Origin of the sequence: Streptacidiphilus sp. BW17 (assembly GCF_041262485.1) — a bacterium.
Lineage (GTDB): Bacteria > Actinomycetota > Actinomycetes > Streptomycetales > Streptomycetaceae > Streptacidiphilus.
Map to the genome: position 1 here is coordinate 172297 of NZ_JBGCCR010000002.1, position 26502 is coordinate 198798.

The window sequence follows — 26502 nt, forward strand, 5'->3', positions numbered from 1 at the left end:
TCGGCCGTGCGGTGAAGCCCACCGGGCCCGCGCCGCACACCTTTCTCCGACACAGAGAGCACCCCATGGACTTCAGCCTGTTCTACTTCGGCAACGACAACGCCGCTGCCGCTTCCACGTCCGACCACGCGGACCGCTACGAGCTGGTCCTCGAAGGCGCCCGCTTCGCCGACTCCCACGGCTTCTGCGCCGTCTGGACCCCGGAACGCCACTTCCACGCCTTCGGCGGCCTCTACCCCAACCCGGCCGTCACCGGCGCCGCGATCGCCTCCGTCACCGAACGCATCGCCGTACGGGCCGGCAGCGTGGTGGCGCCGCTGCACCACCCGCTGCGGATCGCCGAGGAGTGGGCGGTGGTCGACAACCTCTCCGGCGGCCGAGCGGGCGTGGCGTTCGCGTCCGGCTGGCATGCGACCGACTTCGCCCTCCGCCCGGAGAACTACGACGACAGACGCACCGTCCTGCTGGACACCGTGCGCCAGGTCCGCGCCCTGTGGCGGGGCGAGGAGGCCGAGGTCAGGGACGGCACCGGCGCGCCCGTGCGGGTGCGCTCCCACCCCCGCCCGGTCCAGGCCGAACTCCCGGCCTGGATCACCAGCGCGGGCGGGGTCGAGACCTTCCGTCAGGCGGGCGACCTCGGCGCGGGTGTGCTGACCCACCTGCTGGGCCAGGACCTGGACGAGCTGGCCGCCAAGATAGCCGCCTACCGCGAGGCCTTCGCGGGGCGACCGGACGCCGACGGCACCGACGGCCACGTGGCGGTCATGGTCCACGCCTACCTCGGCGACGACGAGGACGCCGTCCGCGAGCTCGTGCGCGAGCCGCTCACGGCCTACCTGCGCAGTTCCGTGGGACTGCTCCTCGGCTCCCAGGCGCGCGGGGCAGGCCGCATCGACCCCGCCAAGCTCAGGGACAAGGACCTCGACTTCCTGGCGGCCCGCGCGTTCGACCGCTACTACCACCACGGCGGCCTGCTGGGCACCGTTCCCAAAGCCGTCCGCGCGGTGCGGCGGCTCGCGGACCTCGGCGTGGACGAGGTCGCCTGCCTCATCGACTTCGGCCTGCCGACGAAGACCGTCCTCGACGGTTTCGGAAGCCTGGACGAGCTGCGGAGGCTGTCGGCATGAACGCCTCCACCCCGGTACAACGCGTGGCGGTCCGCGCGATGCAGGGACTGACCCGTCATCAGCCGACCCCAGGGGCAGCGGCCGAGCCCTCGGGCCGGGCGTTCCGCCGAACCGCGGCGCGCTTCCCCACCGGCGTCACCGTGGTCACGGCCCTCTCGGCCGACGGCCAGCCGCACGGAACCACCGTCAACTCCTTCACCACCGTCTCCATGGATCCCTGCCTGGTCCTGATCGGGCTGGGGAACCGCTCCCGGCTGCACGACCTGATCCTGACCGGCGGCGGATTCGCCGTCAGCGTCCTCTCGGCCGCCCAGGAGGCCACAGCACGCCGCTTCGCCGACCCGGCACGCCCGGTCGGCGCCGGCTGCTTCGCGGACATCCCCTGCGAGCGGGCCCCGCATTCCGGCGCCCCGGTGCTGCTCGACGCCGTCGCCTTCTTCGACTGCACCGTGGACGCCGGCCACGAGGCCGGGGACCACACCCTTCTGGTGGGCCGGGTCGAGGCCTTCGGCGTACTGAGCGACCGACCGGCGCTCACCTTCGTCGACGGCCGATTCGCCACCGGGAGTGAAGGAAGTGAGCTGCCGTGACCAGAGTCCACATGTATCCCGGCCAGGGATCGCAGCGCGTCGGCATGGGCGGCTCCGCGCTGTTCGACCGGTTCCCCGACCTCGTCGCCGAAGCGGACGCGGTCCTCGGCTACTCCGTCAGGGAACTCTGCCTCCACGATGCTCTCGGGCAGCTCGACCGTACGGAGTTCACCCAGCCCGCCGTCTTCACAGTGGGGGCGCTCGCGCTCGCCGCGGCCCGCGCCGACGGGACGCCCGAGCCGGACGCGGTCATCGGGCACAGCCTGGGTGAGTACAACGCGCTCCATGCCGCGGGTGTGTTCGGCTTCGCCGAGGGACTGCGCCTTGTCGTCGCTCGCGCGCGCCTGATGTCCCGCGTCGTCGACGGCGGGATGGCCGCCGTCATCGGAATGGACGAGGCGGTGATCCGCCTGCTGCTGCGCCGTGCCGGGTTGGAGTCGGTCGAGGTGGCCAACCTCAACACGGCGGACCAGACCATCGTGGCCGGGCCCACCGCGAAACTCCAGGCCGCGGCACCGGTCCTCGACGCGGCCGGGGCCACGGCGTTCCGGACACTGAACGTCTCCGGGCCCTTCCACACCGGCCACATGAGCGCGGCGGCCCGCGAGTTCGGCCGCCTGCTGGCGGACGCCCCGCTCGCCCGCCCCGCCCTGACGGTCTACGCCAACCGCACCGCCCGGCCCTACCCCGACGACGAGGACCCGGCCCGACTGCTGTCCGAGCAGATCGACCACCCGGTCCGGTGGCGGGAGACCGTGGAGGCCCTGCTCGACGCCGACCCGGACACCGAGTTCGTCGAGATCGGCGACAGCCGGACGCTCACCCGACTGCTCCGCGCCATCCGCCGTGAAAGGACCGCCTGATGACTGTCCCCAACCCGACGAGCGTCGCCGACCCGACGTCCGCGCGCAGCCGCGCGGTCATCCGTCCCCGCCCCGTCGCCGACCCGGCCGTGCGGCTCTTCGTGCTGCACCACGCGGGCGGTTCGCATCTCGCGTACACCGGCTGGGTGCCGCACTTCCCGGAGGACTGGGACGTCTGCCTGGTCGAGGCCCCCGGTCGCGGCCCGGTCAGCGCGGTCCCGGCCAAGGAGAGTGCGGCCGACCTGGCCGCCTATCTCCTGGACCAGATCAGGCCCCTGCTCGACGCGCCGATCGCCCTGTTCGGGCACAGCATGGGCGCCCTGGCAGCCTACGAACTGACGATGCAGCTCGCGGAGCGCGGCCTGGACGCCCCCGTATGGCTCGGGATCTCGGCATGCGAGTCCCCCTTCGCCGCGCAGCCGCCCTTCGGGGGCTCCCCGCTGCACACCCGTCCGTCGGCCGAACTGCGCCGTGGGCTGGCCGCGATGGGCGGTCTGCCGCCCGCCATCCTGGCCGACGACGACGTGTGGGAGCTGTACGAGCCCCGGCTGCGCGCGGACTTCCACCTGGTCGAGACCTGGCAGCCACGCCCCGCGGGCCGGGCCAGGATCGCCGTGCCCTGCTCCCTTTTCGGAGGCGAGGACGACCACGTGGTCACCCGCGAGCAACTACTCGCCTGGAGCGACGGCGCCGACGACCTGGTCGGGCAGCACTTCTACCCCGGCGCGCACTTCTACTGGGAGGATCAGACCGCTCTGGTCGCCGCTCAGATCGTGGAGGAGGTCGACACCGCCGCGCCGGGGCTGCTGTCCTGGTGACGGCTGACCCGCCGCCCGCAGGCCCCCGCCCGCAGCAGCCGGTCGCTCAGTCGAACACGACCGGCTGCTGCGGCACCTGGGCCTGTCCCGACGGCCGGACCAGCTTCGGGGCGACCACCCCGGCCAGGACCACGAAGGCGACTAGCACCAGCGCCGCCGAGCAGGTCATCGCGATGGAGACGCCGTGGGCGAGCGTCGCGTGCGCACCGGCCGCTCCCGGGCCGCCGACAGGGTGCCGCAGCGCGGCGGTGAAGGCGGTGGTGCCGATGGCGGTGCCGACCGCGCCGCCCACCTGCTGCATGGTCTGCAGCGTGCCGGACGCCGCACCGGACTCCTCCGGCCGGACGCTGCCGAGGATGGTCACGCTCAGCGGGACCATGGTGAACCCGGCGCCGAAGCCGAACAGCAGCATCGAGGGCAGGATCCCCGAGGTGTACGCGGTGTGCGCGTTGATCCGGGTGAGCAGCGCCAGCCCCGAGAGCAGCAACAGCGGTGCGGCCAGCAGGAACGGACGTGCCCCCAGACGCGGCACCAGCCTCGGCGCGAGCCGGGCGCCGACGAAGATCGGCACGGCCAGCGGCAGGAACGCGAAGCCCGCCCTGATCGGCGAGAGGCCGAGGCCGTTCTGCAGGTACTGCGTGATGAAGAAGAACATCCCGAACATCGCCGCGGCGATCAGGCCCAACGCCGCATAGCCACCTGCCCGGACGCGGTCGGTCAGCAGCGAGAGCGGCAGCAGCGGCTGCGCGACCTTCCGCTCGACCAGGACGAACACGGTCAACAGCACCACGGCCGCGCCGAAGCAGCCGAGGGTCAACGGCGTGGTCCAGCCGCCCGTGGCGGCGCGGATGAAGCCGTAGACCAGCGAGACCATCCCACCGGTCGCGGCCAGCGCACCGCCCAGGTCGAGCCGTCCGCCGTGACGCGCCGGCTCCTGGATCACCCGGGGCGCAAGGAGGGTGACGACCAGTCCGAAGGGCACGTTGATGAACATGACCCAGCGCCAGGAGAACCAGGAGGTCAGCATTCCGCCCAGGATCAGTCCGACGGTCGCGCCGCCCGCCGACATCGCGGAGAAGAGCCCGATGGCACGGGCCCGCTCGTTCGGGTCCTGGAAGGTGCTGACGATCAGCGCCAGCGTGCTGGGCGCGGCCACCGCTGCGCCGACGCCCTGGGCCAGCCGGGAGGCGAGCAGTTCGGTCGGGTTGGTGGCGAGTCCGCCCAGCAGCGAGGCCAGCGTGAACAGCGCGATGCCGTAGGCGAGCAGCCGCCGCCTGCCGAAGATGTCACCGGCCCGGCCGCCGAGCAGCAGCAGTCCGCCGAAGGCCAGCAGGTAGATGTTCATCACCCAGCTGAGCCCGGACGAGGAGAAGCCGAGCGTGTGCTGGATGCCCGGCAGGGCTATGGAGACCACGGTGGCGTCGAGGATCACCATCAACTGGCAGGCCAGGATGACCGCCAGCGCGAGCCGGTGCCGTGAGTGCCCCGGTGGCGCGGACGCACCGCGCTCGGTTCGTTCTCTCCTTGGAGAGGTGATGACGCCCGTGGAGGACGGGGAGGACGAGGAAGAAACGGAAGACAACGACGAAGAAGACATGGAAGACCTGGAAGTCCTGGAGAGAGTGTTCTCGGACATGGCTCCGCCCTGGGAGTGCATGGAGAATTGTTGGGAAACACAAACGGAGATATCCTCCGGTTTCAGGGACAACAATACGGAGACTCTCTCCGGTTAGCAAGTGGGATTGGGAGGGCTTGGGAGCATGGCCGCCGACACCGAGGCAAAGGGACCCGAAGCGCACGGCGCACGCGACCGCGGCGAGACGGCGCACGCCCGCCGTCCCATGCGCGCGGACGCCCGGCGCAACTACGAGCGACTGGTCGACGTCGCCACCGAGTCGTTCCTCGCCAACGGCGCCAACGCGTCACTGGACGACATCGCCAAGCGCGCCGGCGTCGGTCCCGGCACCCTCTACCGGCACTTCCCCACCCGCCAGGACCTCTTCAACGCGGTCGCCGCGCGCTGGACCGAGTCCGTCGCGGCGGAGGCGGAACCCCTGCTCGGCGCCGAGGACCCAGGGGCCGCGCTGCACACCTGGCTGGTCCGGATGATCGCCCAGATCGGCGAGTTCCGCGGCCTGGCCGCAGCGCTGCTGCTGACCGGCGACCGCAAGCACGAGACGGTCAACGTGCTGGGCGAGACGCTCGAACACCTGCTGGCACGGGCCCAGGCGAGCGGCCAGGTCCGCACGGACGTGGAGGGCCACGAGATCATGCAGCTGGCCAGCGGCATCAGCTACGCCTGCAGCACGGCCAAGACGATGAAGAAGCGCGCCAGCACTCCGGACCGCCTGGTCGGCCTGATCATGGACGGGCTGCGCGCGGAGTAGCTCAGCCCTCCTCGGTCGCCCCGTCCCGACGTCCCAGCGCGGCGACCGCTGCGGCCAGCGCCAGCGTCGCCTCCACCTGGGCCACCTGGACGTGGTACTCCCGGGTGTGGCTGAGGCTCGACGCACGCGACTCCGTCAGCGCACGGACGGCCAGTTCCTCGTGGTGCTCGAAGTCCGCCATGCCGCCGATCATAGGGCGATGATCACAGGGCGACCATCGAGGCCGTGACCGTCGCCCCGGTCCGCTGCCCTTAGGATCACTCCCCATGGCACGGATTGTCGTCATCGGCGCAGGAATGGGCGGAATGGCCGCCGCCGCACGGCTGGCGACCGTCGGCCACACCGTCGTCCTCTGCGAGGCGGCGCAGACACACGGCGGCATGGTCGGCAGCTTCGAGCGCGAGGGCTTCCGCTTCGACACCGGCCCGACCCTGCTCACCCTGCCCGCCGTCTACCGGGACCTGATGCTCAAGACCGGGCGTACCCGCCTGGAGGACGAGGTCGAGCTGCGCCCGGTCGACCCGGGCAGCGTGCACGTGCTGCCCGACGGCACCCGGCTCGCGCTCGCCAACGCCTCGCTCGCCAAGGTGGAGAGCGCCCTCACCACCGCCCTCGGCGACGGCGCGGGCACCCGGTGGGGCGGGATGCTGGAGCGCGGACGCGCGGTCTGGGAGGCGACGCGCCGCCCGCTGCTGGAGGAGCCGCTGCCGGACCACCCCGCCGCGCTCCACCGCGACCCGTACGTCCCCGAGCGGCGCGGCCTGCTGGCCCGTCCGCCGCGCAGCCTCGCCGACGTCGGCCGCCGCGAGCTGCGCGATCCCCGACTGACCGCGCTGCTGGACGAGTACGCGCTCCGCTCCGGCCTCGACCCGGAGCGCGCCCCGGCCGCGCTGACCTGGCTCCCCTACCTGGACCAGAGCTTCGGCGTCTGGTACGTCACCGGCGGCATGCGCGCGCTCGCCGACGCCGTGCTGGAGCGCTGCCGCGCCCGCCGGGTCGACCTCCGCTTCGGCACCCCCGTACGGAAGGTGCTGGTCGAGAACAGTGCGGGCGGTGAGAAGGTGACCGGCGTCCTGCTGGCCGACGGGACCGAGCTGGAGGCGGACGTCGTCGTCGACAACCGGCCGCCGCAGGCCTCGACCGCCAGGAACCCGCGCCTGCCCGGACGGTTCACGCTGTTCCTCGCGCTCCGGGGCGCGCGACCGGCGGTCGCGCCGCACCGCACCGTCGTCCACGCGCCCGACCGCGCCGACGAACTCGACGCCCTCTTCGGCCCCGTCCCGCGCCGCTGCGACCGGCCCACGCTGCAGCTGCTACGACCGGACGACGCGACGCTCTCCCCTGCGGGCCACGAGACGGCGACGCTCACCGTGACCGTGCCGCCGCACGGCGCGCTGGACTGGTCCGACCCGCAGCGGGTCTCGGCCTACGCCGACGCCGTCCTCGCGCACGCGGTCGCATCCGTCCCGGAGGCGGCCGACCTCGCCGACCGCCTGCTCTGGCGTCACGCCCGCACCCCGGCCGACACGGCCGCGGAGACAGGCACGCCCGGCGGCTCCGTCCCGCCTCCGTCACTCCCCGGCGCGGGCGGCGCGTTCCTGGCGCCCGGCAACGCGGACAGGCGGGCGGGCCTGTTCCACGTCGGCGGAGCCAGCCACCCGGGCGGCGGACTGGCCCGCGTCGGCATGTCGGCGACGGTCGTCGCCGGTCTCGTCGGGACGCCCTGACCGGACGTCAACTCAGCCCGGGAGCTCAGCCCTGGAGCTCAGCCCTGGAGGTGCTCTTCGGGGTAGGGGTACGTGTAGTCCGGCTGCTGCGGGTAGGCACCCGGTTCGGCGGAGTACTCCGGGTACTGCTGAGCAGCCGGTTGTGGTGGGTACTGCGCGTAGGGGTCCGCCGTGTAGCCCGTGTAGTTCCCGTAGTCGGCGGGTTGCGCGTACTCGCCGCTGCCCTGGGCGTACCCGCCGTACGGGTCGTACTGCGACTGCTCGTACTGCGGCTGCGCGGCCTGCTGCTGGCTGTAGTCGGGGTACGTCTGCTGCTGCTCGTACGAGCCGTACTGCGCGTAGGAGGCGTGGTCCGCTCCCGCGTACGTCTGCTGCTGCGTCGGATCCGCGGCGGTCGCGTACGCGTCGTACTGCGCGTACACCGGCGCGTGTTCGGGGGCGTACTCGGGCGTGTACTCCGCATAGGGGACCGACTGCTCGGGCGAGTACGCGTAGTACCCCTGCTGGTCCTGCGACAGCTCGTCGCCGGGGCCGAAGTAGACGCTGTCCTCGGCGGTCGCGATCACCGGCTCGGCGCCCATGCCGCCCGGCTCGCCGGTCGGCAGCGGTTCGACGTCCTCGATCGGGCCCACCTCGCCCACCACGACCCGCTCCGACGGCTCCGCACCGGCGTCGCCGCCCGCACCGCCACCGCCGAAGAGACGTCCGACGACCGGGACCCGCTCCGGCTGCACCAGCACCCAGTACGCCCCACCGCCCGCCTTGACCGCGCGCGAGGCCAGGAACTGCCCGGCGCCGAAGCCGAGCACGCCCACACCGATCAGCGGGAGCGAGCCACCGGCCACTCCGCCGACCAGTGCCAGGAATCCGAGCAGCGCGACGGCCCGCCAGGGCAGCGGCGCACGGCGCTGCAGCAGCAGCTCGCCCACCAACCACAGGGCGACCACCGCGAACGCGGCATACAACGCGGTCAGGCCCACGGCTTCTCCCACCGTCTCTCCCGCCCGGCGGACGGGTGGAGCCACCGTACCGGGTAAAGGTGAGACGAGCGTCAACAAACGAGTCAGGCGTGCGGGGTCAGGCCGAGGTTCTGGTAGATCTCAGAGGTCACGTTGGAGAAGTTCATCGTCATGAAATGCAGCCCCGGAGTGCCCTCGTCGAGCAGGCGGCGGCACATCTGGGTCGCGTAGTCGATCCCGATCGCCCGGACCGCCGCCGGGTCGTCCTCGTGCGCGAGCATCCGCTCGGCCAGCTGCGGCGGGAACCACGCGGTGCTCAGCGTCGGGATCCGACGGAGCGAGCGGACGCTGGTGACCGGCATGATCTCCGGAATGATCGGTACCTCGCATCCGGCCGCGGCGACCCGGTCCCGGAAGCGCAGGTAGAAGTCGACGTCGAAGAACATCTGGGTGAGCGCGTAGTCCGCGCCCGCGCGCACCTTGGCCACGAAGTGGCGGATGTCGTCGTCCCAGTTCTCCGACCGCGGATGCCGCTCGGGGAACGCGGCGACGCCGACGCAGAAGTCACCCGACTCCTTGATCAACTCGACCAGTTCGGACGCGTAGTCGACGCCCTGCGGGTGCGACACCCACTCGCCCAGCGGGTCGCCCGGCGGGTCGCCGCGCAGCGCAAGCACGTTGCGGACGCCCTGGTCCGCGTAGTGGCCGAGGATGTTGCGCAGCTCCGCCACGGTGTGCTCGACAGCGGTCAGGTGGGCCACCGGGGTCAGCGTGGTCTCGGCGGCGATGCGGCCGGTGATGTTGATCGTGCGGCCCCGGGTCGAGCCGCCCGCGCCGTAGGTGACGCAGACGAAGGTCGGCGACAGCGCCTCCAGCCTGCGGATCGCCTTCCACAGACCGGCCTCCGCCTCGAGCGTCCGCGGCGGCATGAACTCGAACGAGTAGGACTTGGCCCCGGACGCCAACAGGTCGCGGATGGAGACCGCGCGGTCGGGGCGGGTACTGGGGGTTCCGAGAGCCATACCCGTAGGTTATCCATCCTTTGGACAAGGAGTGGGACAGTTGTCCATCTGCTGGGACACCTGCGCGGACACCCAGGTGAGCGGGACGGACACGGTACGGACCCCGCTCGGACGTCCGGAGCCACCGGGGCGTTACGCTTTTGGTCCCCGTACCGCTCGGAGTCCTCGGTGTCAATCGCTTCGTCCGTCCCCTCGTCGGCGTCCGTCGGCAACCCTGTGGACGAGGAGTGGCTGCGGGAGCGGGTCGACCGGGCGCTCTGTGACTTCGTCGGCGACCAGGAGCGGACCCTGCTGGCGATCTCGCCGCAGCTCTCCCCCGTCTGCACCACCGTCCGCGACTTCGTCACCGGCGGCGGCAAGCGCCTGCGCGCCGCCTTCTGCTACTGGGGCTGGCGCGGCGCGGGCGGCTCACCGGACGAGCCGGGCGCGGTGGCCGCGGCGGCGGCCCTGGAGCTGCTCCAGGCCAGTGCCCTCGTCCACGACGACCTGATGGACCGCAGCGACACCCGCCGCGGCCTCCCCTCCGTCCACCGCCGCTTCGAGGCGCTGCACGACGCCGAGGGCTGGCGCGGCGACGCCGGGCAGTACGGCGGCGCGGCGGCGGTCCTGGTCGGCGACCTGCTGCTGGTCTGGTGCGACGCGCTCTTCGGCGACTGTGGACTGCCGCGGGACGCGGTGCGGCGCGCGAAGCCGCTCTTCGACCTGATGCGGACCGAGGTCATGGCGGGTCAGTACCTCGACATGCTCGAACCCGCCGCGGCCTGGACCGAGGCGACGCCGCCGGTGGAGCGGGCCCGCACGGTGATCCACTACAAGTCCGCGAAGTACACGGTGCAGCGCCCGCTCCAGATCGGCGGCCTGCTGGCGGACGCCCCGGCCGAGCTGGTCGCCGCGTACGCGGCGTTCGGCCTCCCGCTGGGCGAGGCGTTCCAGCTCCGCGACGACCTGCTCGGCGTCTACGGCGACCCGGCGGTCACCGGAAAGCCCGCCGGGGACGACCTCCGCGAGGGCAAGCGCACCCTGCTCATCGCCGAGGCGACCGCCGCGCTGGGCGCGGCGGACGCGCGCTTCCTCGACGACCACCTGGGCGCGCCCGGCCTCGACGCGGCCGACCTCGAACGCCTCCGCGACCTGGTCACCCGCTCCGGCGCGCCCGCGCGCGTGGAGGCGCGTATCGCCGCGCTCCGCGAGGACGCTCTCACGGCGCTCGAAGCGGCCCCGATCACCGAGCCGAAGGCTCGGGCTGTCCTCCACCACCTCGCCGAGGCGGCGACTGCGCGCAGGCACTAACCAGGGGCGCGGGGAACTGCGCGACAAGCCACCCTGTGTGGTGGCTCACGAACGAGCAGGGCCATCCGCTCATCAGTGGTTTCTCGCGCAGTTCCCCGCGCCCCTGAGGTGCATGGTCGCTCGCCTGCAGACCCCCCGCGGCCCCGGGTGTTGCAACTGACTCTCAGTCGCGCTCGCGCACCCGCCGCGCCAGCGACTGCGCTGCCGCGAACGGGTCCGCGGACGCGGTGAGCGCTCGCACAACGACGATGCGGCGGGCGCCCGCGTCCAGGACCTGGTCGAGGGTGGACTCGTCGATGCCGCCGATGGCGAACCACGGACGGTCCGTGGTCTGCTTCGCCGCGTACTCGACCAGGCCGAGGCCCGGGGCGAAGCGGCCCGGCTTCGTCGGGGTGGGCCAGACCGGGCCGGTGCAGAAGTAGTCGATGCCGGGCTCGGTCAGCGCGGTGTCGACCTCCGACTCCGCGTGGCAGGAGCGGCCGATGACGATGTCGTCGCCGAGGATCTCGCGGGCGATCCGCACCGGGAGGTCGTCCTGGCCCAGGTGCAGCACGTCCGGGCGGGCGCCGAACGCGACGTCCGCGCGGTCGTTGACCGACAGCAGCCTGCCGTGCCGCTCGCAGGCCGCCGCGAAGACCTCCAGGGCTTCCAGCTCCTGCTTCGCCTCCAGGCCCTTGTCGCGGAGCTGGACGATGTCGACGCCACCGGCCAGCACCGCGTCGAGGAACTCCGCCAGGTCGCCCTGCTCCCGCCGGGCGTCCGTGCAGAGGTAGAGCCGGGCGTCGGCCAGGGCTTCCCGTGCGGGACGAACCGCGCTCACAGAGCCATCGCCTGGGCCCGGCGCTTGACCTCCGTGCCGCGATTCTCGTTCAGGGCCTGGGCGGGGGTGCCGGGGAGGGTCGGGTCATCGGTGAAGAGCCACTCCAGGGCCTCCTCCTTGGTGAACCCGCAGTCCTTCAGCACCGTCAACGTGCCGACGATGCCCTTGACAGGCCCGTCCTCACCGACGAACGCGGCCGGGACCTGAAGGGCGTTGTTCTCGCCGCGGCGGACCGCCAGGAGCGTGCCGTCGGTGACCATGTTGCGGACCTTGGTGACCTCGATGCCCCACTTCTCCGAGATGTCGGGGAGGTAGAGCCAGGCCGGAATCAACGCGTCGATCTTCGGATCAATCTCACTCACGTCAACAGACTGCCATCTCCGCAGCCCGGAACGCACACCCAGGGCCTCGGGAATCGTCGCGTCCCGCCGCCTGCCGGCCTCCTGCCCGCCTCCTTCGGGGCCACCGCTGCCGCTCAGTCCAGCACGGCGATGCCCTCCAGCTCGACCAGAGCCGGGGCGTCCCAGAGGCGGAGGATCCCGATCAGCGCCATCGCCGGGTAGTCGCGCCCGGCGCGTGCCCGCCAGATGTGGCCGATCTCGGCGGCGTGCGTGCGGTACTCCTCCGGGTCGGTCGTGTAGACCGTCAGCCGGGCCAACTGCTCTGCTCTGCCACCCGCCGCCGTCAGCGCGGTGAGCAGGTTGGCGAGGGCCTGGTCGAACTGCTCGACGATGTCCTTGCCGACGATCGCGCCGTGCTCGTCCAGCGCGGTCTGGCCGGCCAGGAAGACCAGCGTGCCGCCGGTCGCCGTGACCGCGTGACTGAAGCCGCTGGCCGGGGCCAGCTCGGGCGGGTTGATCCGATGCAGCGTCATGACTGGACTCCTCCTCCGTCGACGGTGACTGCCTGGCCGTTGAGGGCCTCCTGCTCCAGCAGCAGCCGGACCACGGCGGCGACCTCCCCCGGGCGGATCAGCCGCCCGATCGGCTGCATCCGGGCCAGCGCGGCGCGGGCCTCGTCCTCGGTGCGGCCGGTGCGGGCGACGATCGCGGCGACCGTCGCGTCGGTCATGGGCGTGTCCACATAGCCGGGGCAGACGGCGTTGACGGTCACTCCGCTCCCGGCCAGCTCCGCCGCGGCCGAGCGGACCAGGCCCAGCACGCCGTGCTTGGCGGCGGTGTAGGCGGCGACGTAGGGGGTGCCGACCTTGGCCGCCGTCGAGGCGACCACCACGACCCGTCCCCAGCCCGCCGCGCGCATCGGCGGCAACGCGCGGCGCAGGCAGCGGAACGGCGCGGTCAGGTTCAGCGCGAGCTGGGCCTCCCACAGCTCGTCCGTCGTCTCCGTGAGCTTCGCCGAGGCGCCCGCGCCGGCCGCGCAGACCAGCACCTCGGCCGGGCCCCACTCCGCCTCGACCCGTCCGAAGAGCTCGTCGGCCGCTCCGGGCGCGGTCAGGTCGAGAGGGACGGTCAGCGCCGGGCCCGACAGCGCCTTGGCCGCGTGCTCCAGCGCTTCCGCGTCACGTGCGGCCAGGACGACGCGGTGACCGGCGGCGGAGAGGTCGGCGGCGACGGCGGCGCCGATGCCCCGGCTGCCGCCGGTGACGACGCAGATCCGGCTGGTCCCACTGACCTGACTGACGCTCATGCGTAGAGCTCCCGGGCGATGATCGACAGCTGCACCTCGGAGGCGCCCTCGTAGATCCGGGGTGCGCGGACCTCGCGGTAGAGCTGCTCCAGCAGGTGGCCGCGTTGCAGCGCCCGCGCGCCGTGGATCTGGACCGCCGAGTCGACGACGTACTGCGCCGCCTCAGTGGCGAACAGCTTGGCCATCGCGGCCCGACCGGTCGGCCCGGAAAGGCCGGTGACCCGCGCGCCGTCACCGCCCTCGTCGGCCTGCTGCGCGTCGTAGGCGCCGGCAGCGGAGAGGACCAGGAGGCGGGCGGCCTCGGTGCGGGTGGCCATCTCGGCGAGCCGGTGGCCGACGGCCTGCAGGTCGCGCAGCGGACCACCGAAGGCCTGGCGGCTGCCCGCATGGGCGACCGTCGCGTCCAGCGCTGCCTGGGCCATGCCGACGGCGAACGCGCCGACGCTGGGACGGAACAGGTCGAGCGTGCGCATGGCCACCCGGAAGCCGCGACCGACCTCGCCGAGCACGTCCTCCGGACCGACCGGGACACCGTCGAAGACAAGACGGCCGATCGGATGCGGCGAGATCATGTCCAGCCGCTCACCGGTCAGCCCCGGACGGTCCGCCGGGACCAGGAACGCCGTGACGCCACGCGCGCCCGACTGGGGGCCGGACTGCGGGCCGGTGCGGGCGAAGACGGTGTAGAAGTCGGCCTCGGGCGCGTTGGAGATCCAGCACTTCTCGCCACCCAGCAGCCAGCCGCCGGCCTCCTGCGGCTCGGCTGCCAGAGCCAGCGCGCCCGCGTCCGAACCCGCGCCCGGCTCGGAGAGCGCGAACGCGGCCACGGCCCGCCCGGCGGCGACCTCCGGCAGCCAGCGCGCGATCTGCGCCTCGGTGCCGCTCTGCAGCACCGGGTAGGCGCCGAGCCCCTGGAGCGCGAGGGCGGTCTCCGCCTCGGTGCAGACCTGTGCGAGCGACTCGCGCAGCAGGCACAGGTCCAACGCGGCGGCCTGCCGCAGGCCGCCGCCGTCCTCGGCGCCCTCGGCCGCTCCCGTCTGCCCGACGCCCGGGAAGAGCCGGGCCAACAGGCCGAGCCGTCCCATCTCCTCCAGCAGCGGGCGGTTCACGCCCCCCGCTTCGCCCGCGGCCGTGCCGTGCGCGAGCGGCAGCAGCCGCTCGGCGGCGACCGACCGCACCCAGCCGCAGAACTCACGCTGGCCCTTGTCCAGCGCGAACGCCGTCGTCGTCATCGCGCGCTCCCTCCTGACCGGGTCACCCCTCCCCCCATTCATATCGCGGATGGTTGACTGCCGTCACCAACGCGCTAGCCTGAATCCGGATCGAGCCACCTGGCCCACCCGGCCCATCCGGTCCCGGGACCTTCCGTCAGCCGGTGAGGGGGAACCACCCGCCATGCACCTGCTCCCCTCCGCGCACGTCGACACCTTCGCGCGCGACCATCTCCCGCCCACCGACGCGTGGCCGGAGCTCCGCTTCGACCTGCCGGAGCTGCACTATCCCGACCGGCTCAACTGCGGCGCGGAACTGCTCGACGCCACCGTCGCCGCGCTCGGCCCCGAGCGGCCCTGCCTGCGCACCGAGGACGGCGAGGTCTGGAGCTACGGTGAACTGCGCGTCCGGACCGACCGGATCGCCCGGGCCCTGACCGAGGACCTCGGCATCGTTCCCGGCAACCGGGTACTGCTCCGCGGCGCCACCACGCCCTGGCTGGTGGCCTGCTGGCTGGCCGTCATGAAGGCCGGCGCGGTCGCCGTCACCGTGCTGGCCGCGCAGCGTCGTACCGAGCTGGCGACGATGATCGAGATCGCCCAGGTCAGCCACGCGCTCTGCGACGCCCGCGTGTTGGAGGAGCTGGAGGCCGCAGGCCCGGACGGACTGCGGATCACCCCCTACGGCGGCGACGGCCCCGACGACCTGCTGACGCTCGCCGCCGCGCAGCCGGACGCGCCCTTCCCCGCCGTCGACACCTCCGCCGACGACGTCGCGCTGATCGCCTTCACCTCCGGCACCACCGGCCGCCCCAAGGGCTGCATGCACTTCCACCGCGACGTCCTGGCCATTGCCGACACCTTCTCCGCGCACGTGCTGCGGCCCGAGCCCGACGACGTGTTCGCCGGGACGCCGCCGCTCGGCTTCACCTTCGGGCTCGGTGGGCTGGTGATCTTCCCGATGCGGGTCGGGGCCTCCGCGCTGCTGCTGGAGCAGCCGTCGCCGAAGACGCTGCCCGCCGCGATCGAACGCCACCGGGTCAGCGTGCTCTTCACCGCCCCGACGGCCTACCGCGCGCTGCTGGAGGGAGCCGACCACACGGACCTCTCGTCGTTGCGCCGCTGCGTCTCCGCCGGGGAGAACCTGCCCGCCGCGACCTGGCGGGCCTGGTACGACCGGACCGGGCTGCCGCTGATCAACGGCATCGGCGCGACGGAGATGCTGCACATCTTCATCTCCGCCGCCGACGAGGACGCCCGACCCGGCGTCACCGGCGTGGCCGTGCCCGGCTTCCGCGCCCGCGTGGTCGACGCGGCGACCGGCGCGGAGGCGCCCGACGGCACCCCCGGCCTGCTGGCCGTCCAGGGCCCGACCGGCTGCCGCTACCTGGACGACCCGCGCCAGCACGCCTACGTCCACGACGGCTGGAACCTGACCGGCGACACCTACGTCCGCGACGCCGAGGGCCGGTTCCACTACCAGGCCCGCGCCGACGACATGATCATCTCGGCGGGCTACAACATCGCCGGTCCCGAGGTCGAGGAGGCGCTGCTGCGTCACCCGGACGTGCGGGAGGCGGCGGTCATCGGCGTCCCGGACGAGAAGCGCGGCCAGATAGTCACGGCCTTCGTGGTGCTGGCGGACGGCGTCCCCGCGGACGAGGGCACGGTGAAGACGTTGCAGGACTTCGTGAAGTCCACCATCAGTGCCTACAAGTACCCGCGCGCCGTCGAGTTCCGCGAGACGCTGCCGCGCACCCCCACCGGCAAGCTCCAGCGGTTCCGCCTGCGCGGACCGGATCTCTAGATCTCTAAAGTGACCGTATGACGACTGACGACGACACCGGGTCCGCGCGCGAGCACACGCCGGGCTCGCTGCTCGTCACCTTCTTCGGAGCGCACGGCCGCGACCTCGGCGGCTGGATCGCCGTCGGCGACCTGATCCGCCTGCTGGCCGCGGTGGGCGTGGACGCGCAGGCGGTGCGGTCCGCCGTGTCGCGGCTCAAGCGGCGGGGGTTCCTGACGCCGGAACCGCTGGGCGGCGTCGCCGGGTACGCGCTGTCGGAGTCAGCGAGCGAGCTGCTCGCCGACGGCGACCGCCGCATCTACGCGTCGCGGGGCTCACGGCTCGCGGACGGGTGGGTGCTGGCGCTGTTCTCCGTGCCGGAGAGCGAGCGCCAGAAGCGGCACCTGCTGCGCTCCCGGCTGGCCCGGCTGGGGTACGGAACGGCGGCGCCGGGGGTCTGGATCGCCCCTGCCCAGCTGTTCGAGGAGACCCGGCACGTGCTCACGCGACTGAAGCTCGCGGAGTACACGGACCTGTTCCGTGCCGAGCACCTGGCTTTCGAGCCGACGCGGGAGGCCGTCGCCCGCTGGTGGGACCTCCCCGCTCTGGCGCGGTGCCACGAGGAGTTCCTGGAGGTCCACGAGCCGGTGCTGACCCGGTGGAACCGCCGACGCGGACCGGTGTCCCTGCCGGAGGCATTCGCGGATCACCTGCGTGCGGTGGACAGTTGGCGGCGGCTGCCGTATCTGGATCCCGGTTTGCCGATGGAGTTGCTTCCGGCGGGGTGGCCGGGGCAGCGGGCGGCTCGGGTGTTCCAGGAGCTGGACGCAAGGTTGCGGGACGCGTCTCGGGACTTCGTTCGGGAGACGATCGGCAACAGCTGAGGCTGCACTACCTCAGGGGCGCGGGGAACTGCGCGACAAGCCACCCACCCGGGTAGAGCACCGAACGAGCGGGGCCATCCGCACAGAGTGGTTTCTCGCGCAGTTCCCCGGGCCCCCAGCGTGCTGCAACTACAGCCTCCGGCCGGTCTGCGGGCGCCTGCTGCCCGCGGCGTACTGGATCGGCCAGTCCACACCCGCGCCCGTCCACTCCTGCTCCGCCGCCGCGTGCAACGTCCACGCCGGGTCGTACAGGTGCGGGCGTCCGAGGGCGACCAGGTCCGCGCGGCCGGCGAGCAGCAGGGAGTTGACGTCGTCCCAGGACGACACCGCGCCCACGGCCAGCACCGGTACGCCGACCTGGTTGCGGATCGCGTCCGCGAACGGGGTCTGGTACGACCGCCCGTAGGCGGGCCGCTCCTCCGAGACGACCTGGCCGGTGGAGACGTCCATGGCATCCGCGCCGTGCTCGGCGAAGGCGCGGGCGATGGTGACCGCCTCGGTGACGTCGTTGCCGCCTGCCGCCCAGTCCGTGGCGGAGATGCGGACTGTCATCGGGCGGTCCTCCGGCCAGACCGCCCGCATCGCGTCGAAGACGCGCAGCGGCCAGCGCAGCCGGGCCTCGACCGAGCCGCCGAACTCGTCACTCCTGCGGTTGGTCAACGGCGAGAGGAACGACGACAGCAGATAGCCGTGCGCGCAGTGGAGTTCGAGCAGGTCGAAACCCGCCTGCGCACCGCGCCGCGCCGAGTCGACAAAGCGACCGAGGATCTCGTCCAACTGATCGTGCGTCAACTCCGCAGGGACCTGGCTGACCCCCGTCCGGTACGGCAGTGCCGACGGGCCGACGACCGGCCAGGCCTTCTCCGGCTCCAGCGGGTCGTCCATGCCCTCCCACATCAGCCGGGTCGCGCCCTTGCGGCCCGCGTGGCCCAGCTGGAGGCCGATCGCCGCGCCGCTGCGGCCGTGGACGAAGTCGACGATCCGCGCCCAACCCGCCTGCTGCTCGTCGTTCCAGAGGCCGGTGCAGCCCAGCGTGATCCGGGCGTCCGGGGCGACGCAGACCATCTCCGTCATCACCAACCCGGCCCCGCCCAGCGCGCGCGAGCCCAGGTGGACCAGGTGGAAGTCGCCGGGGAGGCCGTCCTGCGCGGAGTACATGTCCATCGGCGAGACCACGACCCGGTTGCGCAGCGTCAGCCCGCGCAGCCGGAACGGGGTGAACATCGGCGGGGTGCCCGCCTCGGCGAACTCGGCCTCCAACGAGGCGACATAGCCGGGGTCGCGGAGCCGGAGGTTGTCGTAGGTGATCCGGCGGCTGCGGGTGAGCAGGTTGAAACCCAGCTGCCAGTCGGGCTGGTCCAGGTACTGCTCCAGGTTCTCGAACCACTCCAGGCTGGCCTGCGCCGCGCGCTGGGTGGACGCGACGACCGGTCGCCGCTCCGCCTCGTACGCGGCCAGCGCCTCCTGGACCGACCGGCCGTCCCGCGCGCCGTCGCGCAGGCTCGCGGCCAGCGCCAGGGCGTCCTCCATGGCGAGCTTGGTGCCGGAGCCGATGGAGAAGTGCGCGGTGTGCGCGGCGTCGCCGAGCAGCACGGTGTTGCCGTCGTGCCAGACGGCGTTGCGGACGGTGGTGAAGGCGATCCAGCGCGCGTCGTTGCCGCGCAGCGCGTGGCCCTGGAGCAGCTCGGCGAAGTACTTCTCGCAGGCCGCGATGGACTCCTGCTCGTCCAGCGTGTCCAGCCCGGCCCGACGCCAGACGTCCTCGCGCATCTCGACGATGACAGTGCTGCCCTCGTCCGAGTACGGATAGCCGTGCAGCTGCATCACGCCGTGCTCGGTGCGCAGCACCTGGAACTGGAAGGCGTCGAAGACCAGGTCGGTGCCGAGCCAGATGTACCGGCAGTGCCGGGCGTCCAGCCGGGGGCGGAAGACCTCCTCGGCCGCCGTCCTGGTGCGGGAGCGGACGCCGTCGGCCGCGACGACCAGGTCGTGGCTGCGGGCGAGGTCGGCGGCGGGCGGGGCCTCGGTGCGGAAGCGCAGGTCGACGCCGAGGTCGCGGCAGCGCTGCTGGAGCACGTCGAGCAGGCGGCGACGGCTGGTCGCGGCGAAGCCGTGCCCGCCGGAGGTGACCACCTGGCCGCTGGGCAGGTGGACGTCGATGTCATCCCAGCGGGCGAAGCCCGACGCCAGGTCGGCGTAGAGCGCCGGGTCGGCGTCCTCGATGCCGCCGAGGGTCTCGTCGGACAGGACGACGCCGAAGCCGAAGGTGTCGCCGGGGGCGTTGCGCTCCCAGACGGTCACCTCGTGCGCCGGGTCCTGCTGCTTGACCAACGACGCGAAGTAGAGCCCACCGGGCCCGCCCCCGATCACCGCGATCCGCACGGCCGCCTCCCTGCTCCTGCTTGTACTGCTCTTTTGTCCATCGTAACGAGAACGCTATGCGCTGTCAGCGGCCCCGCGTCAACGTCCCTGCCACTTGGGCGGGCGCTTGCCGGTGAACGCGGCGTGGAACTCGGCGTAGTCCGCGCTCTTCATCAGCAGCGCCTGGGTCATCGCCTCCAGCTCGACGGAGGCGGCCAGGCTCATGTCGAGCTCCTGGGTGAGCAGCGCCTTGGTCTGCGCCAGCGCGAAGGCGGGGCCCTCGGCCAGGCGTCGGGCCAGGGCACCTGCGGCGGCGTCCAGCTCCTCGTCGTCGACCAGCTCGCTGACCAGGCCGTACCGGTCGGCGGTGGCGGAGTCGATGGTGTCGCCGAGCATCAGCAGCTTGGTGGCGTGGCCGAGGCCGACCAGCCGGGGCAGCAGGTAGGCCGCGCCCATGTCCGCGCCCGCCAGGCCGACCTTGGTGAAGAGGAAGGCGAACCGGGCGGACCTGGCCACCACCCGGAAGTCGGCGGCCAGCGCCAGTACCGAGCCCGCGCCTGCGGCGATCCCGTGGACGGCGGCGACGATCGGCACCGGGCACTCGCGCATGGCGCGGACCACCTGGCCGGTCATCCGGGTGAAGTCGAGCAGCTCGTCGGGCCGCATCGCCAGGGTCGCGCCGATGATCTCGTTGACGTCACCGCCGGAGCAGAACGCGCGGCCCTCGCCGCGCAGCAGGATCGCCCGGGTGTCGCCGCGCTGCGGGATCTCGGCCAGCAGGTCACGCAGGTCCGCGTAGGACTCGAAGGTCAGCGCGTTGAGCTTGTCCGGGCGGTCGAGGGTGACGGTGAGCATGCCCGACTCGTCGCGGCTGAGCCGGAAGTGGCGCCACTCCTCGGTGAACGGGACGGATCCTCGGAACGGGCTCATCTGGGTGGCCTCCCCGTGAGGTGAATCGCTGCTGTGCGACGGTCGTCACGAACACGATATGACCACCCGGCGGCCACGGGGAACACCCCGTCCGCGCGGCCCGCCGCGGCCCGCGTGGACGGGTCGGGCATACTGCTGGTGACTGTGCACACGAAGGAAGTGCACGCAAAGGAGTTCGAGGAGCCCTGAGCATGCGTTATGCGCTGATCGCCGTGGTCCTGGCAGGCGTCTGCGTCCTGGAGTGGACCACCTCGCCGACGACGCTCGCCGCGCTGGCCGTCGTGCTGCCGACGCTGGCGCTGGCTCCGCTGGCCGTGCTCGCCGGTCGCCCGCTGGGTGACGAGGACACCGCGCCGGGCAACCGCCGGGTGGTCGGACCCGCCTTCCCGTCTGATCCCGCCCGCGCTCCCCGCGCCCCCGCAGCGCCCGGCGCCCGGCGCCTCAGGCGACGGCGGACTTGAGCGGTACCGCCGGGTCCGCCACCCTGGCCAGATCGAGCACCGCGCCCGCGTCGATCAGCTTCCGGCCCTGCGCCAGATCGCGCGGGCGGTCCACCGCGAAGACCGCGACCAGTCGTCCGTCGCGCACCCACAGCACCGTGTCGTCGCCGCGCGAGATCTGTTCGTCGCCGCCGCTCCACACGCCGGCGACCTGCACCATCCGCCCGAACTGCTCGGACCAGAAGTACGGCACGGGGTTGTACAGGCTTTCGCCGCCGAGCACGTTGGCGGCCACCACGCGTGCGCCCTGCATGGCGTTGTCCCAGTGATGGACCGTCAGCCGCCGTCCGTAGCGCCGGGACGGGAACGAGACGCAGTCGCCGACAGCGAAGACGTCCGCCACACCACCGGCCCGCAGCCGCTCGTCCGCCGCGACCGCGCCGCGGTCGTCCAGGGCCACGCCGGAGCCGTCCAGCCAGCCGGTCTCCGGTCGGGCACCGATGCCGACCACGACCGCGTCGGCCTCGATCTCCTGGCCGTCGGTCAGGTGGAGTCCGCCCGGCAGGATGCCGCTCACGGCGGCGCCGGTCAGCAGGCGGACGCCCGCCTCCGCGTACCAGGCGCGGGTCCGCTCCCCCAGCTCGGTCGGCAGTGCGCCGGCCAGCGGGGAGGGCGCGGCCTCGACGACGGTGACCTCGCAGCCCAACTGCCGGGCGACGGTCGCCGCCTCCGCGCCGATCCAGCCCGCGCCGACGACGGCCACCCGCGCGCCCGGCCGGAGCGCGGCCTTGAGCGCGACCGCGTCGTCCTGGGTGCGCAGCAGGAAGGCGGACTCCGGCTGTCCCGGGAGTGAGATCGGGGCCGCGCCGGTGGCCAGCACCAGGCGGTCGTAGGAGAGGTCGCCCGTGTCGGTGCGCAGCAGGTGCGCGTCAGCGTCCAGGGAGAGCGCGCGGCGGCTCAGCGCCAGGTCGATGCCGAGGCCCGCGAAGTCCACCTCGAAGCGGGAGTCGGCGACCTTGCCCAGCAGCACGTCCTTGGAGAGCGGTGGACGGTCGTACGGCGGGTGCGGTTCAGCCCCCAGCAGGGTCAGCCGGTCGGTGTACCCCTGCGCGCGCAAGGCCACCGCGGTCTGCACGCCGGCCATCCCGGCCCCGACGATCACTACAGCCATTGCGCCACTGTATAGAGTGAAGCGTGAAGTAGACACGGGAGCCCGGAGCACCGGGCTGAGAGGGAGGCTGGGGCGCCTCCGACCGTCCGAACCTGATCCGGGTCATGCCGGCGAAGGGAGCGCAGGAACAATGACGCGCGAGCATGTCGATCGAACGTCCGACAGCAGCACCGACGTCCTGGTCGTCGGCGGCGGCATCATCGGGCTGGCCGTGGCCTGGCGGACGGCGCAGCGTGGCCTCTCCGTCACGGTGCTGGACCCCGATCCCGGTCACGGCGCGAACCAGGTCGCGGCGGGGATGCTGGCCCCGGTGACCGAGCTCCAGTACGGCGAGGAGCCGCTGCTCCGGCTCGGCATCGCGTCCAACACCCGCTACGCCGACTTCGTCGCCGAGCTGACCGAGGCCAGCGGCGGTCTCGACACCGGCTACCGCCGCTGCGGCACCCTGGCCGTCGCCCTCGACGCCGACGACCGCGCCGAGCTGCGCGAGGTGCACGCGTTCCAGCAGCGGCTGGGCCTCGCCACCGAGTGGCTGACCGGCCGCGAGTGCCGCCGGCTGGAGCCGATGCTCGCCCCCGACGTGCGCGGCGGGACGCTGGTCGCCGAGGACCACCAGGTCGACGGCCGCCGCCTCGGCGCGGCGCTGGTCGCCGCCTGCGAGCGCGCGGGCGTCACCCTGCACCGGTCCCGCGCGGCGAGGCTCACCGTGGCCGACAACCGCGCCGCCGGCGCGGTCGCCGAGGACGGCACCCGGATCTCCGCCGGGCGGACCGTCCTGGCCGCCGGGAGCTGGTCCGGCGAGCTGCCCGGTCTGCCGCCGGAGGCACGGCTGCCGGTGCGGCCGGTCAAGGGCCAGGTGCTGCGGCTGCGGATGGAGACCGTCCAGGGCCCGCTGCCGATGCCGTTCCTCTCTCGCAACGTCCGCGCCGTGGTCCGCGGCTGCCACATCTACGTCGTCCCGCGCGAGAACGGCGAACTCGTCCTCGGCGCGACCAGCGAGGAGCAGGGCTTCGACACCACCGTCACCGCGGGCGGCGTCCACGAGCTGCTGCGCGACGCCCGCGAACTGCTGCCCGGCATCACCGAGCTGCCGCTCGCCGAGACCAACGCCGGGCTGCGGCCCGGCACCCCCGACAACGCCCCGCTGCTCGGCCCGACCGCGCTGCCCGACCTGATCGCGGCGACCGGCCACTACCGCAACGGCGTGCTGCTGACCCCGGTCACCGGCGACGCGATCGCCACGCTGCTGACCACCGGCAGCCTGCCGCCCGAGGCCGCGCCCTTCACCCCCGAGCGCTTCGCCGCTCACCGCCCCGTGCTGGAGACCTCCCGATGACCGCCCCGCTTGGCGTGCCTGCTCAGATCCGACTCACCGTCAACGGCGAGCCCCGCGAGGTGGCGTCCGGGACGTCGCTCGCGGAGGTCGTGGCCCAGCTCAGCGCCGCGCCGAGCGGCGTGGCCGCCGCCGTCAACGAGGCCGTGGTGCCGCGCAGCGCCTGGGACGCGACGGCGCTGGCCGACGCCGACCGGGTCGAGATCCTCACCGCAGTCCAGGGAGGCTGACACCGTCATGGCTGACGACCTGCTCACCATCGCCGACCGTTCCTTCTCGTCCCGCCTGATCATGGGCACCGGCGGCGCGCCCAGCCTGGAGGTGCTGGAGAACGCCCTGCGCGTCTCCGGGACCGAGCTGACCACCGTGGCGATGCGCCGGATCAACCCGTCCGCGCGCGGCTCGGTGCTGGAGGTGCTGCAGCGCTGCGGCATCGACGTCCTGCCCAACACCGCCGGCTGCTTCACCGCCGGGGAGGCGGTGCTGACCGCCCGTCTGGCCCACGAGGCGCTGGGGACGAACTGGATCAAACTGGAAGTGGTCGCCGACGAGCGCACCCTGCTGCCCGACCCGGTCGAACTGCTGGACGCCGCCGAGACCCTGGTCGACGACGGCTTCGTGGTCCTCCCCTACACCAACGACGATCCGGTGCTGGCCCGCAAGCTGGAGGATGTCGGCTGCGCCGCCGTCATGCCGCTGGGTTCGCCGATCGGCTCGGGGCTGGGCATCCGCAACCCGCACAACTTCCAGCTGATCGTCGAGCAGGCGGGCGTCCCGGTGGTCCTGGACGCGGGCGCGGGCACCGCGTCGGACGCGGCGTTCGCCATGGAGCTGGGCTGCGCGGCTGTGATGCTGGCAACGGCGGTGACCCGGGCCCAGGAGCCCGCGCTGATGGCCGAGGCGATGCGTAAAGCGGTCGAATCCGGACGATTGGCGTACCGGGCGGGACGGATCCCGAAGCGGTTCCACGCCGAGGCGTCCTCCCCGATGGACGGCCGCGCCGCCTTCGACCCAGAGGCTCCCGCGTTCTGACCCGAGCACCCCGGACCGGTTCGTCACCGTAGTGTCCTCGGACTCTCACTTTTCAGCGACGGAGAGCTCGGCCGTGCGGAGCGGCACACCCCTGCCCCGTACACTCCGTGGGATGGACGCAACGCTGCAGGACCCCCTTCTCGGGCGCATGCTCGACGGCCGGTACCGGGTCGAGCAGCGCGTCGCCGTCGGCGGGATGGCCACCGTCTACCGGGGTGTGGACACCAGGCTCGACCGGGTCGTCGCCCTGAAGGTGATGCACCCGGGTTTCGCCGCCGACCCCGACTTCGTCCAGCGGTTCATCCGCGAGGCCAAGGCCGTCGCCCGGCTCTCCCACCCGAACGTCGTCGGCGTCTACGACCAGGGCGAGGACCACACGGCGATGCCGCCCGCGGTCTTCCTGGCGATGGAGTTCGTGCCCGGCTGGACCCTGCGCGACCTGCTGCGGGACCGCGGCGCGCTGAGCCCGCGCACCACGCTGGACATCCTGGAGCCCGTGCTGGCCGCGCTCGGCGCCGCGCACCGGGCCGGTCTGGTGCACCGCGACGTCAAGCCGGAGAACGTGCTGCTGACCGAGGACGGCCGGGTCAAGGTCGCCGACTTCGGCCTGGTCCGGGCCGTCAACGGCCAGACCGCGGCCACCACCCAGCAGGTGATGGGCACCGTCTCCTACCTCGCGCCCGAGCAGATCGAGCGCGGCGCTGCCGACCCGCGCACCGACGTCTACGCCTGCGGCGTGATGCTCTACGAGATGCTGACCGGCTCCAAGCCGCACACCGGCGAGAGCCCGATGCAGGTGATCTTCCAGCACCTGAGCGTCGACGTGCCGCCGCCGTCCGAGCTGGTCCCCGGCCTCGCGCCGCAGCTCGACGCCATAACGCAGGCGGCGACCGCGCGCGACGCGTCCGGTCGGCCCGCCGACGCGGTCGAGCTGCTGGCCGAACTCCAGCGGGTGCGCCGTGAGATGACGGCCGATCAGCTGGACGCCGAGCCTCTTGCCGCAACGCGACCGTCGGCGTCGGGGCCCTCGGCATCGGGGCCCGGGTCGGCCAGCACGCTGCTCCCGCCGCCGGTCGAGCGGACCTCGGTCATGGACCCGGCGATGCTGCAGCAGCTCCCGGCCGACCTGGTGATGCCGCGCCGCGAACGGCCCGAGCCGCCGCCAGTGGCGCTGACCCGCCGTCAGCGGGGCGTCCGCCGACCGCGCTGGGTGCTGCCCACCGGCGTGGTCGTGGTCCTCGCGCTGCTGGTGGCCGGGCTGACCTGGGCGCTCAACGGCGGCCTCTACACGCAGATGCCGAGCGTGCTGCGGGTGCCGCAGCCGCAGGCGGTGCAGACCCTGGAGCACGACGGTTTCACCGTCTCGCTCACCCAGGACTTCAGCGGCAGCGTCCCCAAGGGCACGGTGATCAGCACGAATCCGGGCCCCGGCACACGCGTCCGCAAGGACTCCGACGTGACCGTGGACGTCTCCAAGGGCCCGCAGCGGCCGACCGTCCCGTCGGTGGCGGGCAAGTCCGTAGCCGACGCGACGGCCGCGCTGCAGCAGGCGGGGCTGGCCGTCTCCGGTCAACAACAGCAGCAGACCAACTCGACCGTCCCGGCGGGCGCGGTGATCAGCACCAGCCCGGCGGCGGGCCAGCAGGTCGCGCCGCAGACCGTGGTCACCCTGGTCGTCAGCAGCGGCGCCCAGCCGGTGCCGCTGCCGGACGTGACCGGCGAGACGCTGGACCAGGCCACCTCGGACCTCCAGTCCGCCGGGTTCCAGGTCGCGCTGAACCCGACCCAGGTCTACTCCGACCAGCAGGCCGGCACGGTCGCCACGATGAACCCGCCCGCCGGTCAGGCCGCGCAGGGCGCGACCATCACGCTGACCATGTCCAAGGGACAGCAACAGGTGACTGTCCCGGACGTCACCGGGATGACCGAGAAGGACGCGACGAAGACGCTCAAGCAGGCCCGGTTCAAGGTCCGCTCGCTCGGCTTCACGCTCTTCGGCAGCCCGACCGTCCGCAGCGAGACGCCGGGCGGCAACAGCCAGGCCGCGCTGGGCAGCACCGTCACCATCTGGCTCTACTGATTTCCGTGATCTCTGTGATCTCTG

27 protein-coding genes and 1 riboswitch are annotated in these 26502 nt (G+C 72.9%); of the genes, 15 read left to right on the forward strand and 12 right to left on the reverse strand.

Features of this window, described 5'->3' with window-relative positions:
- Positions 1 to 65: 65 nt before the first annotated feature.
- Genes ABH940_RS02830 through ABH940_RS02845 form a run of 4 tightly spaced genes read left to right on the forward strand, consistent with a single transcriptional unit; the run spans position 66 to position 3398 of the window.
- Positions 66 to 1127 carry a MupA/Atu3671 family FMN-dependent luciferase-like monooxygenase gene (locus tag ABH940_RS02830; protein ID WP_370104126.1) on the forward strand — a complete coding sequence of 354 codons (1062 nt, stop codon included), beginning with the start codon at positions 66 to 68 and terminating at the stop codon, positions 1125 to 1127.
- The gene (locus ABH940_RS02835) at positions 1124 to 1717 is read left to right on the forward strand and encodes a flavin reductase family protein (protein WP_370104128.1); all 594 of its coding nucleotides are present in this window, start codon (positions 1124 to 1126) and stop codon (positions 1715 to 1717) included. The genes ABH940_RS02830 and ABH940_RS02835 overlap by 4 nt, the downstream gene beginning before the upstream one ends.
- Positions 1714 to 2580, forward strand: coding sequence for an ACP S-malonyltransferase (locus ABH940_RS02840; protein WP_370104131.1), 867 nt, complete (start codon positions 1714 to 1716; stop codon positions 2578 to 2580). The genes ABH940_RS02835 and ABH940_RS02840 overlap by 4 nt, the downstream gene beginning before the upstream one ends.
- Entirely contained in the window at positions 2580 to 3398 is an 819-nt protein-coding gene (locus ABH940_RS02845; protein WP_370104133.1) for a thioesterase II family protein, read from the forward strand. The genes ABH940_RS02840 and ABH940_RS02845 overlap by 1 nt, the downstream gene beginning before the upstream one ends.
- Positions 3399 to 3444: 46 nt before the next feature.
- On the opposite strand, the gene ABH940_RS02850 is transcribed toward ABH940_RS02845, so the two are convergent.
- A complete protein-coding gene (locus ABH940_RS02850) occupies positions 3445 to 4833 on the reverse strand; it encodes an MFS transporter (protein WP_370104135.1) in 1389 nt (462 codons plus the stop codon).
- Between ABH940_RS02850 and ABH940_RS02855 the strand changes: the two genes are divergently transcribed.
- Both ABH940_RS02855 and ABH940_RS02860 read left to right on the forward strand, forming a co-directional pair.
- Positions 4814 to 5131 carry a hypothetical protein gene (locus tag ABH940_RS02855; RefSeq protein ID WP_370104138.1) on the forward strand — a complete coding sequence of 106 codons (318 nt, stop codon included), beginning with the start codon at positions 4814 to 4816 and terminating at the stop codon, positions 5129 to 5131. The genes ABH940_RS02850 and ABH940_RS02855 overlap by 20 nt on opposite strands.
- Before the next feature lie 27 nt (positions 5132 to 5158).
- Entirely contained in the window at positions 5159 to 5785 is a 627-nt protein-coding gene (locus ABH940_RS02860; RefSeq protein ID WP_370064693.1) for a TetR/AcrR family transcriptional regulator, read from the forward strand.
- Between the two features lies 1 nt (position 5786).
- On the opposite strand, the gene ABH940_RS02865 is transcribed toward ABH940_RS02860, so the two are convergent.
- A complete protein-coding gene (locus tag ABH940_RS02865; RefSeq protein WP_370064695.1) occupies positions 5787 to 5966 on the reverse strand; it encodes a hypothetical protein in 180 nt (59 codons plus the stop codon).
- Positions 5967 to 6051: 85 nt separating this feature from the next.
- Here ABH940_RS02865 and ABH940_RS02870 point away from each other — a divergent pair, with 85 nt between their 5' ends.
- Entirely contained in the window at positions 6052 to 7512 is a 1461-nt protein-coding gene (locus ABH940_RS02870) for a phytoene desaturase family protein (protein ID WP_370104140.1), read from the forward strand.
- A 38-nt stretch (positions 7513 to 7550) separates the two neighbouring features.
- Here ABH940_RS02870 and ABH940_RS02875 read toward each other — a convergent pair whose 3' ends face one another.
- Together ABH940_RS02875 and metF are read right to left on the reverse strand one after the other, a co-directional pair.
- Positions 7551 to 8504, reverse strand: coding sequence for a hypothetical protein (locus tag ABH940_RS02875; protein ID WP_370104142.1), 954 nt, complete (start codon positions 8502 to 8504; stop codon positions 7551 to 7553).
- A gap of 71 nt (positions 8505 to 8575) precedes the next feature.
- Positions 8576 to 9493, reverse strand: a complete 918-nt coding sequence (gene metF, locus ABH940_RS02880) for a methylenetetrahydrofolate reductase [NAD(P)H] (RefSeq protein ID WP_370064701.1) — start codon at positions 9491 to 9493, stop codon at positions 8576 to 8578.
- A 168-nt stretch (positions 9494 to 9661) separates the two neighbouring features.
- Here metF and ABH940_RS02885 point away from each other — a divergent pair, with 168 nt between their 5' ends.
- Complete coding sequence (locus tag ABH940_RS02885; protein WP_370064703.1) at positions 9662 to 10783, forward strand: polyprenyl synthetase family protein; 1122 nt, start codon at positions 9662 to 9664, stop codon at positions 10781 to 10783.
- A gap of 163 nt (positions 10784 to 10946) precedes the next feature.
- Here the strand turns inward: ABH940_RS02885 and thiE are convergent, their stop codons facing one another.
- The 5 genes from thiE to ABH940_RS02910 form a co-directional block, all read right to left on the reverse strand.
- Positions 10947 to 11603, reverse strand: coding sequence for a thiamine phosphate synthase (gene thiE / locus ABH940_RS02890; protein ID WP_370104144.1), 657 nt, complete (start codon positions 11601 to 11603; stop codon positions 10947 to 10949).
- Positions 11600 to 11965, reverse strand: coding sequence for an Rv2175c family DNA-binding protein (locus ABH940_RS02895; protein ID WP_370064707.1), 366 nt, complete (start codon positions 11963 to 11965; stop codon positions 11600 to 11602). The genes thiE and ABH940_RS02895 overlap by 4 nt, the downstream gene beginning before the upstream one ends.
- A gap of 113 nt (positions 11966 to 12078) precedes the next feature.
- Entirely contained in the window at positions 12079 to 12477 is a 399-nt protein-coding gene (locus ABH940_RS02900; RefSeq protein ID WP_370064709.1) for a RidA family protein, read from the reverse strand.
- Complete coding sequence (locus ABH940_RS02905) at positions 12474 to 13250, reverse strand: SDR family NAD(P)-dependent oxidoreductase (RefSeq protein ID WP_370104146.1); 777 nt, start codon at positions 13248 to 13250, stop codon at positions 12474 to 12476. Before ABH940_RS02905 ends, ABH940_RS02900 begins: the two co-directional genes overlap by 4 nt.
- The gene (locus ABH940_RS02910) at positions 13247 to 14482 is read right to left on the reverse strand and encodes an acyl-CoA dehydrogenase family protein (RefSeq protein ID WP_370064713.1); all 1236 of its coding nucleotides are present in this window, start codon (positions 14480 to 14482) and stop codon (positions 13247 to 13249) included. The genes ABH940_RS02905 and ABH940_RS02910 overlap by 4 nt, the downstream gene beginning before the upstream one ends.
- A 163-nt stretch (positions 14483 to 14645) precedes the next feature.
- Between ABH940_RS02910 and ABH940_RS02915 the strand changes: the two genes are divergently transcribed.
- A complete protein-coding gene (locus ABH940_RS02915; protein WP_370064715.1) occupies positions 14646 to 16268 on the forward strand; it encodes an AMP-binding protein in 1623 nt (540 codons plus the stop codon).
- Positions 16269 to 16285: 17 nt separating this feature from the next.
- On the forward strand, positions 16286 to 17131 hold the full coding sequence (locus ABH940_RS02920) for a PaaX family transcriptional regulator C-terminal domain-containing protein (RefSeq protein WP_370064717.1): 846 nt from the start codon (positions 16286 to 16288) through the stop codon (positions 17129 to 17131).
- Between the two features lie 129 nt (positions 17132 to 17260).
- On the opposite strand, the gene ABH940_RS02925 is transcribed toward ABH940_RS02920, so the two are convergent.
- On the reverse strand, positions 17261 to 19513 hold the full coding sequence (locus ABH940_RS02925; protein WP_370104148.1) for a bifunctional salicylyl-CoA 5-hydroxylase/oxidoreductase: 2253 nt from the start codon (positions 19511 to 19513) through the stop codon (positions 17261 to 17263).
- Between the two features lie 78 nt (positions 19514 to 19591).
- Entirely contained in the window at positions 19592 to 20422 is an 831-nt protein-coding gene (locus ABH940_RS02930) for an enoyl-CoA hydratase family protein (protein ID WP_370064721.1), read from the reverse strand.
- 191 nt (positions 20423 to 20613) lie between these two features.
- Here ABH940_RS02930 and ABH940_RS02935 point away from each other — a divergent pair, with 191 nt between their 5' ends.
- Positions 20614 to 20883, forward strand: a complete 270-nt coding sequence (locus ABH940_RS02935; protein ID WP_370104150.1) for a hypothetical protein — start codon at positions 20614 to 20616, stop codon at positions 20881 to 20883.
- Here the strand turns inward: ABH940_RS02935 and ABH940_RS02940 are convergent.
- Positions 20864 to 22033: an NAD(P)/FAD-dependent oxidoreductase gene (locus ABH940_RS02940; protein WP_370064725.1), complete on the reverse strand. Its 1170-nt coding sequence runs from the start codon at positions 22031 to 22033 to the stop codon at positions 20864 to 20866. The genes ABH940_RS02935 and ABH940_RS02940 overlap by 20 nt on opposite strands.
- Positions 22034 to 22057: 24 nt before the next feature.
- A riboswitch (TPP riboswitch) is annotated at positions 22058 to 22169 on the forward strand.
- Between ABH940_RS02940 and thiO the strand changes: the two genes are divergently transcribed.
- The 4 genes from thiO (at position 22164) to pknB (ending at position 26478) form a co-directional block, all read left to right on the forward strand.
- Positions 22164 to 23369 carry a glycine oxidase ThiO gene (thiO, locus tag ABH940_RS02945; RefSeq protein ID WP_370064727.1) on the forward strand — a complete coding sequence of 402 codons (1206 nt, stop codon included), beginning with the start codon at positions 22164 to 22166 and terminating at the stop codon, positions 23367 to 23369. (Overlaps the previous riboswitch by 6 nt.)
- Entirely contained in the window at positions 23366 to 23596 is a 231-nt protein-coding gene (gene thiS / locus ABH940_RS02950; protein WP_370064729.1) for a sulfur carrier protein ThiS, read from the forward strand. The genes thiO and thiS overlap by 4 nt, the downstream gene beginning before the upstream one ends.
- 7 nt (positions 23597 to 23603) lie before the next feature.
- Positions 23604 to 24398 carry a thiazole synthase gene (locus tag ABH940_RS02955; protein WP_370064731.1) on the forward strand — a complete coding sequence of 265 codons (795 nt, stop codon included), beginning with the start codon at positions 23604 to 23606 and terminating at the stop codon, positions 24396 to 24398.
- A gap of 112 nt (positions 24399 to 24510) precedes the next feature.
- Positions 24511 to 26478, forward strand: a complete 1968-nt coding sequence (gene pknB / locus ABH940_RS02960) for a Stk1 family PASTA domain-containing Ser/Thr kinase (RefSeq protein WP_370064733.1) — start codon at positions 24511 to 24513, stop codon at positions 26476 to 26478.
- Positions 26479 to 26502 lie beyond the last annotated feature (24 nt).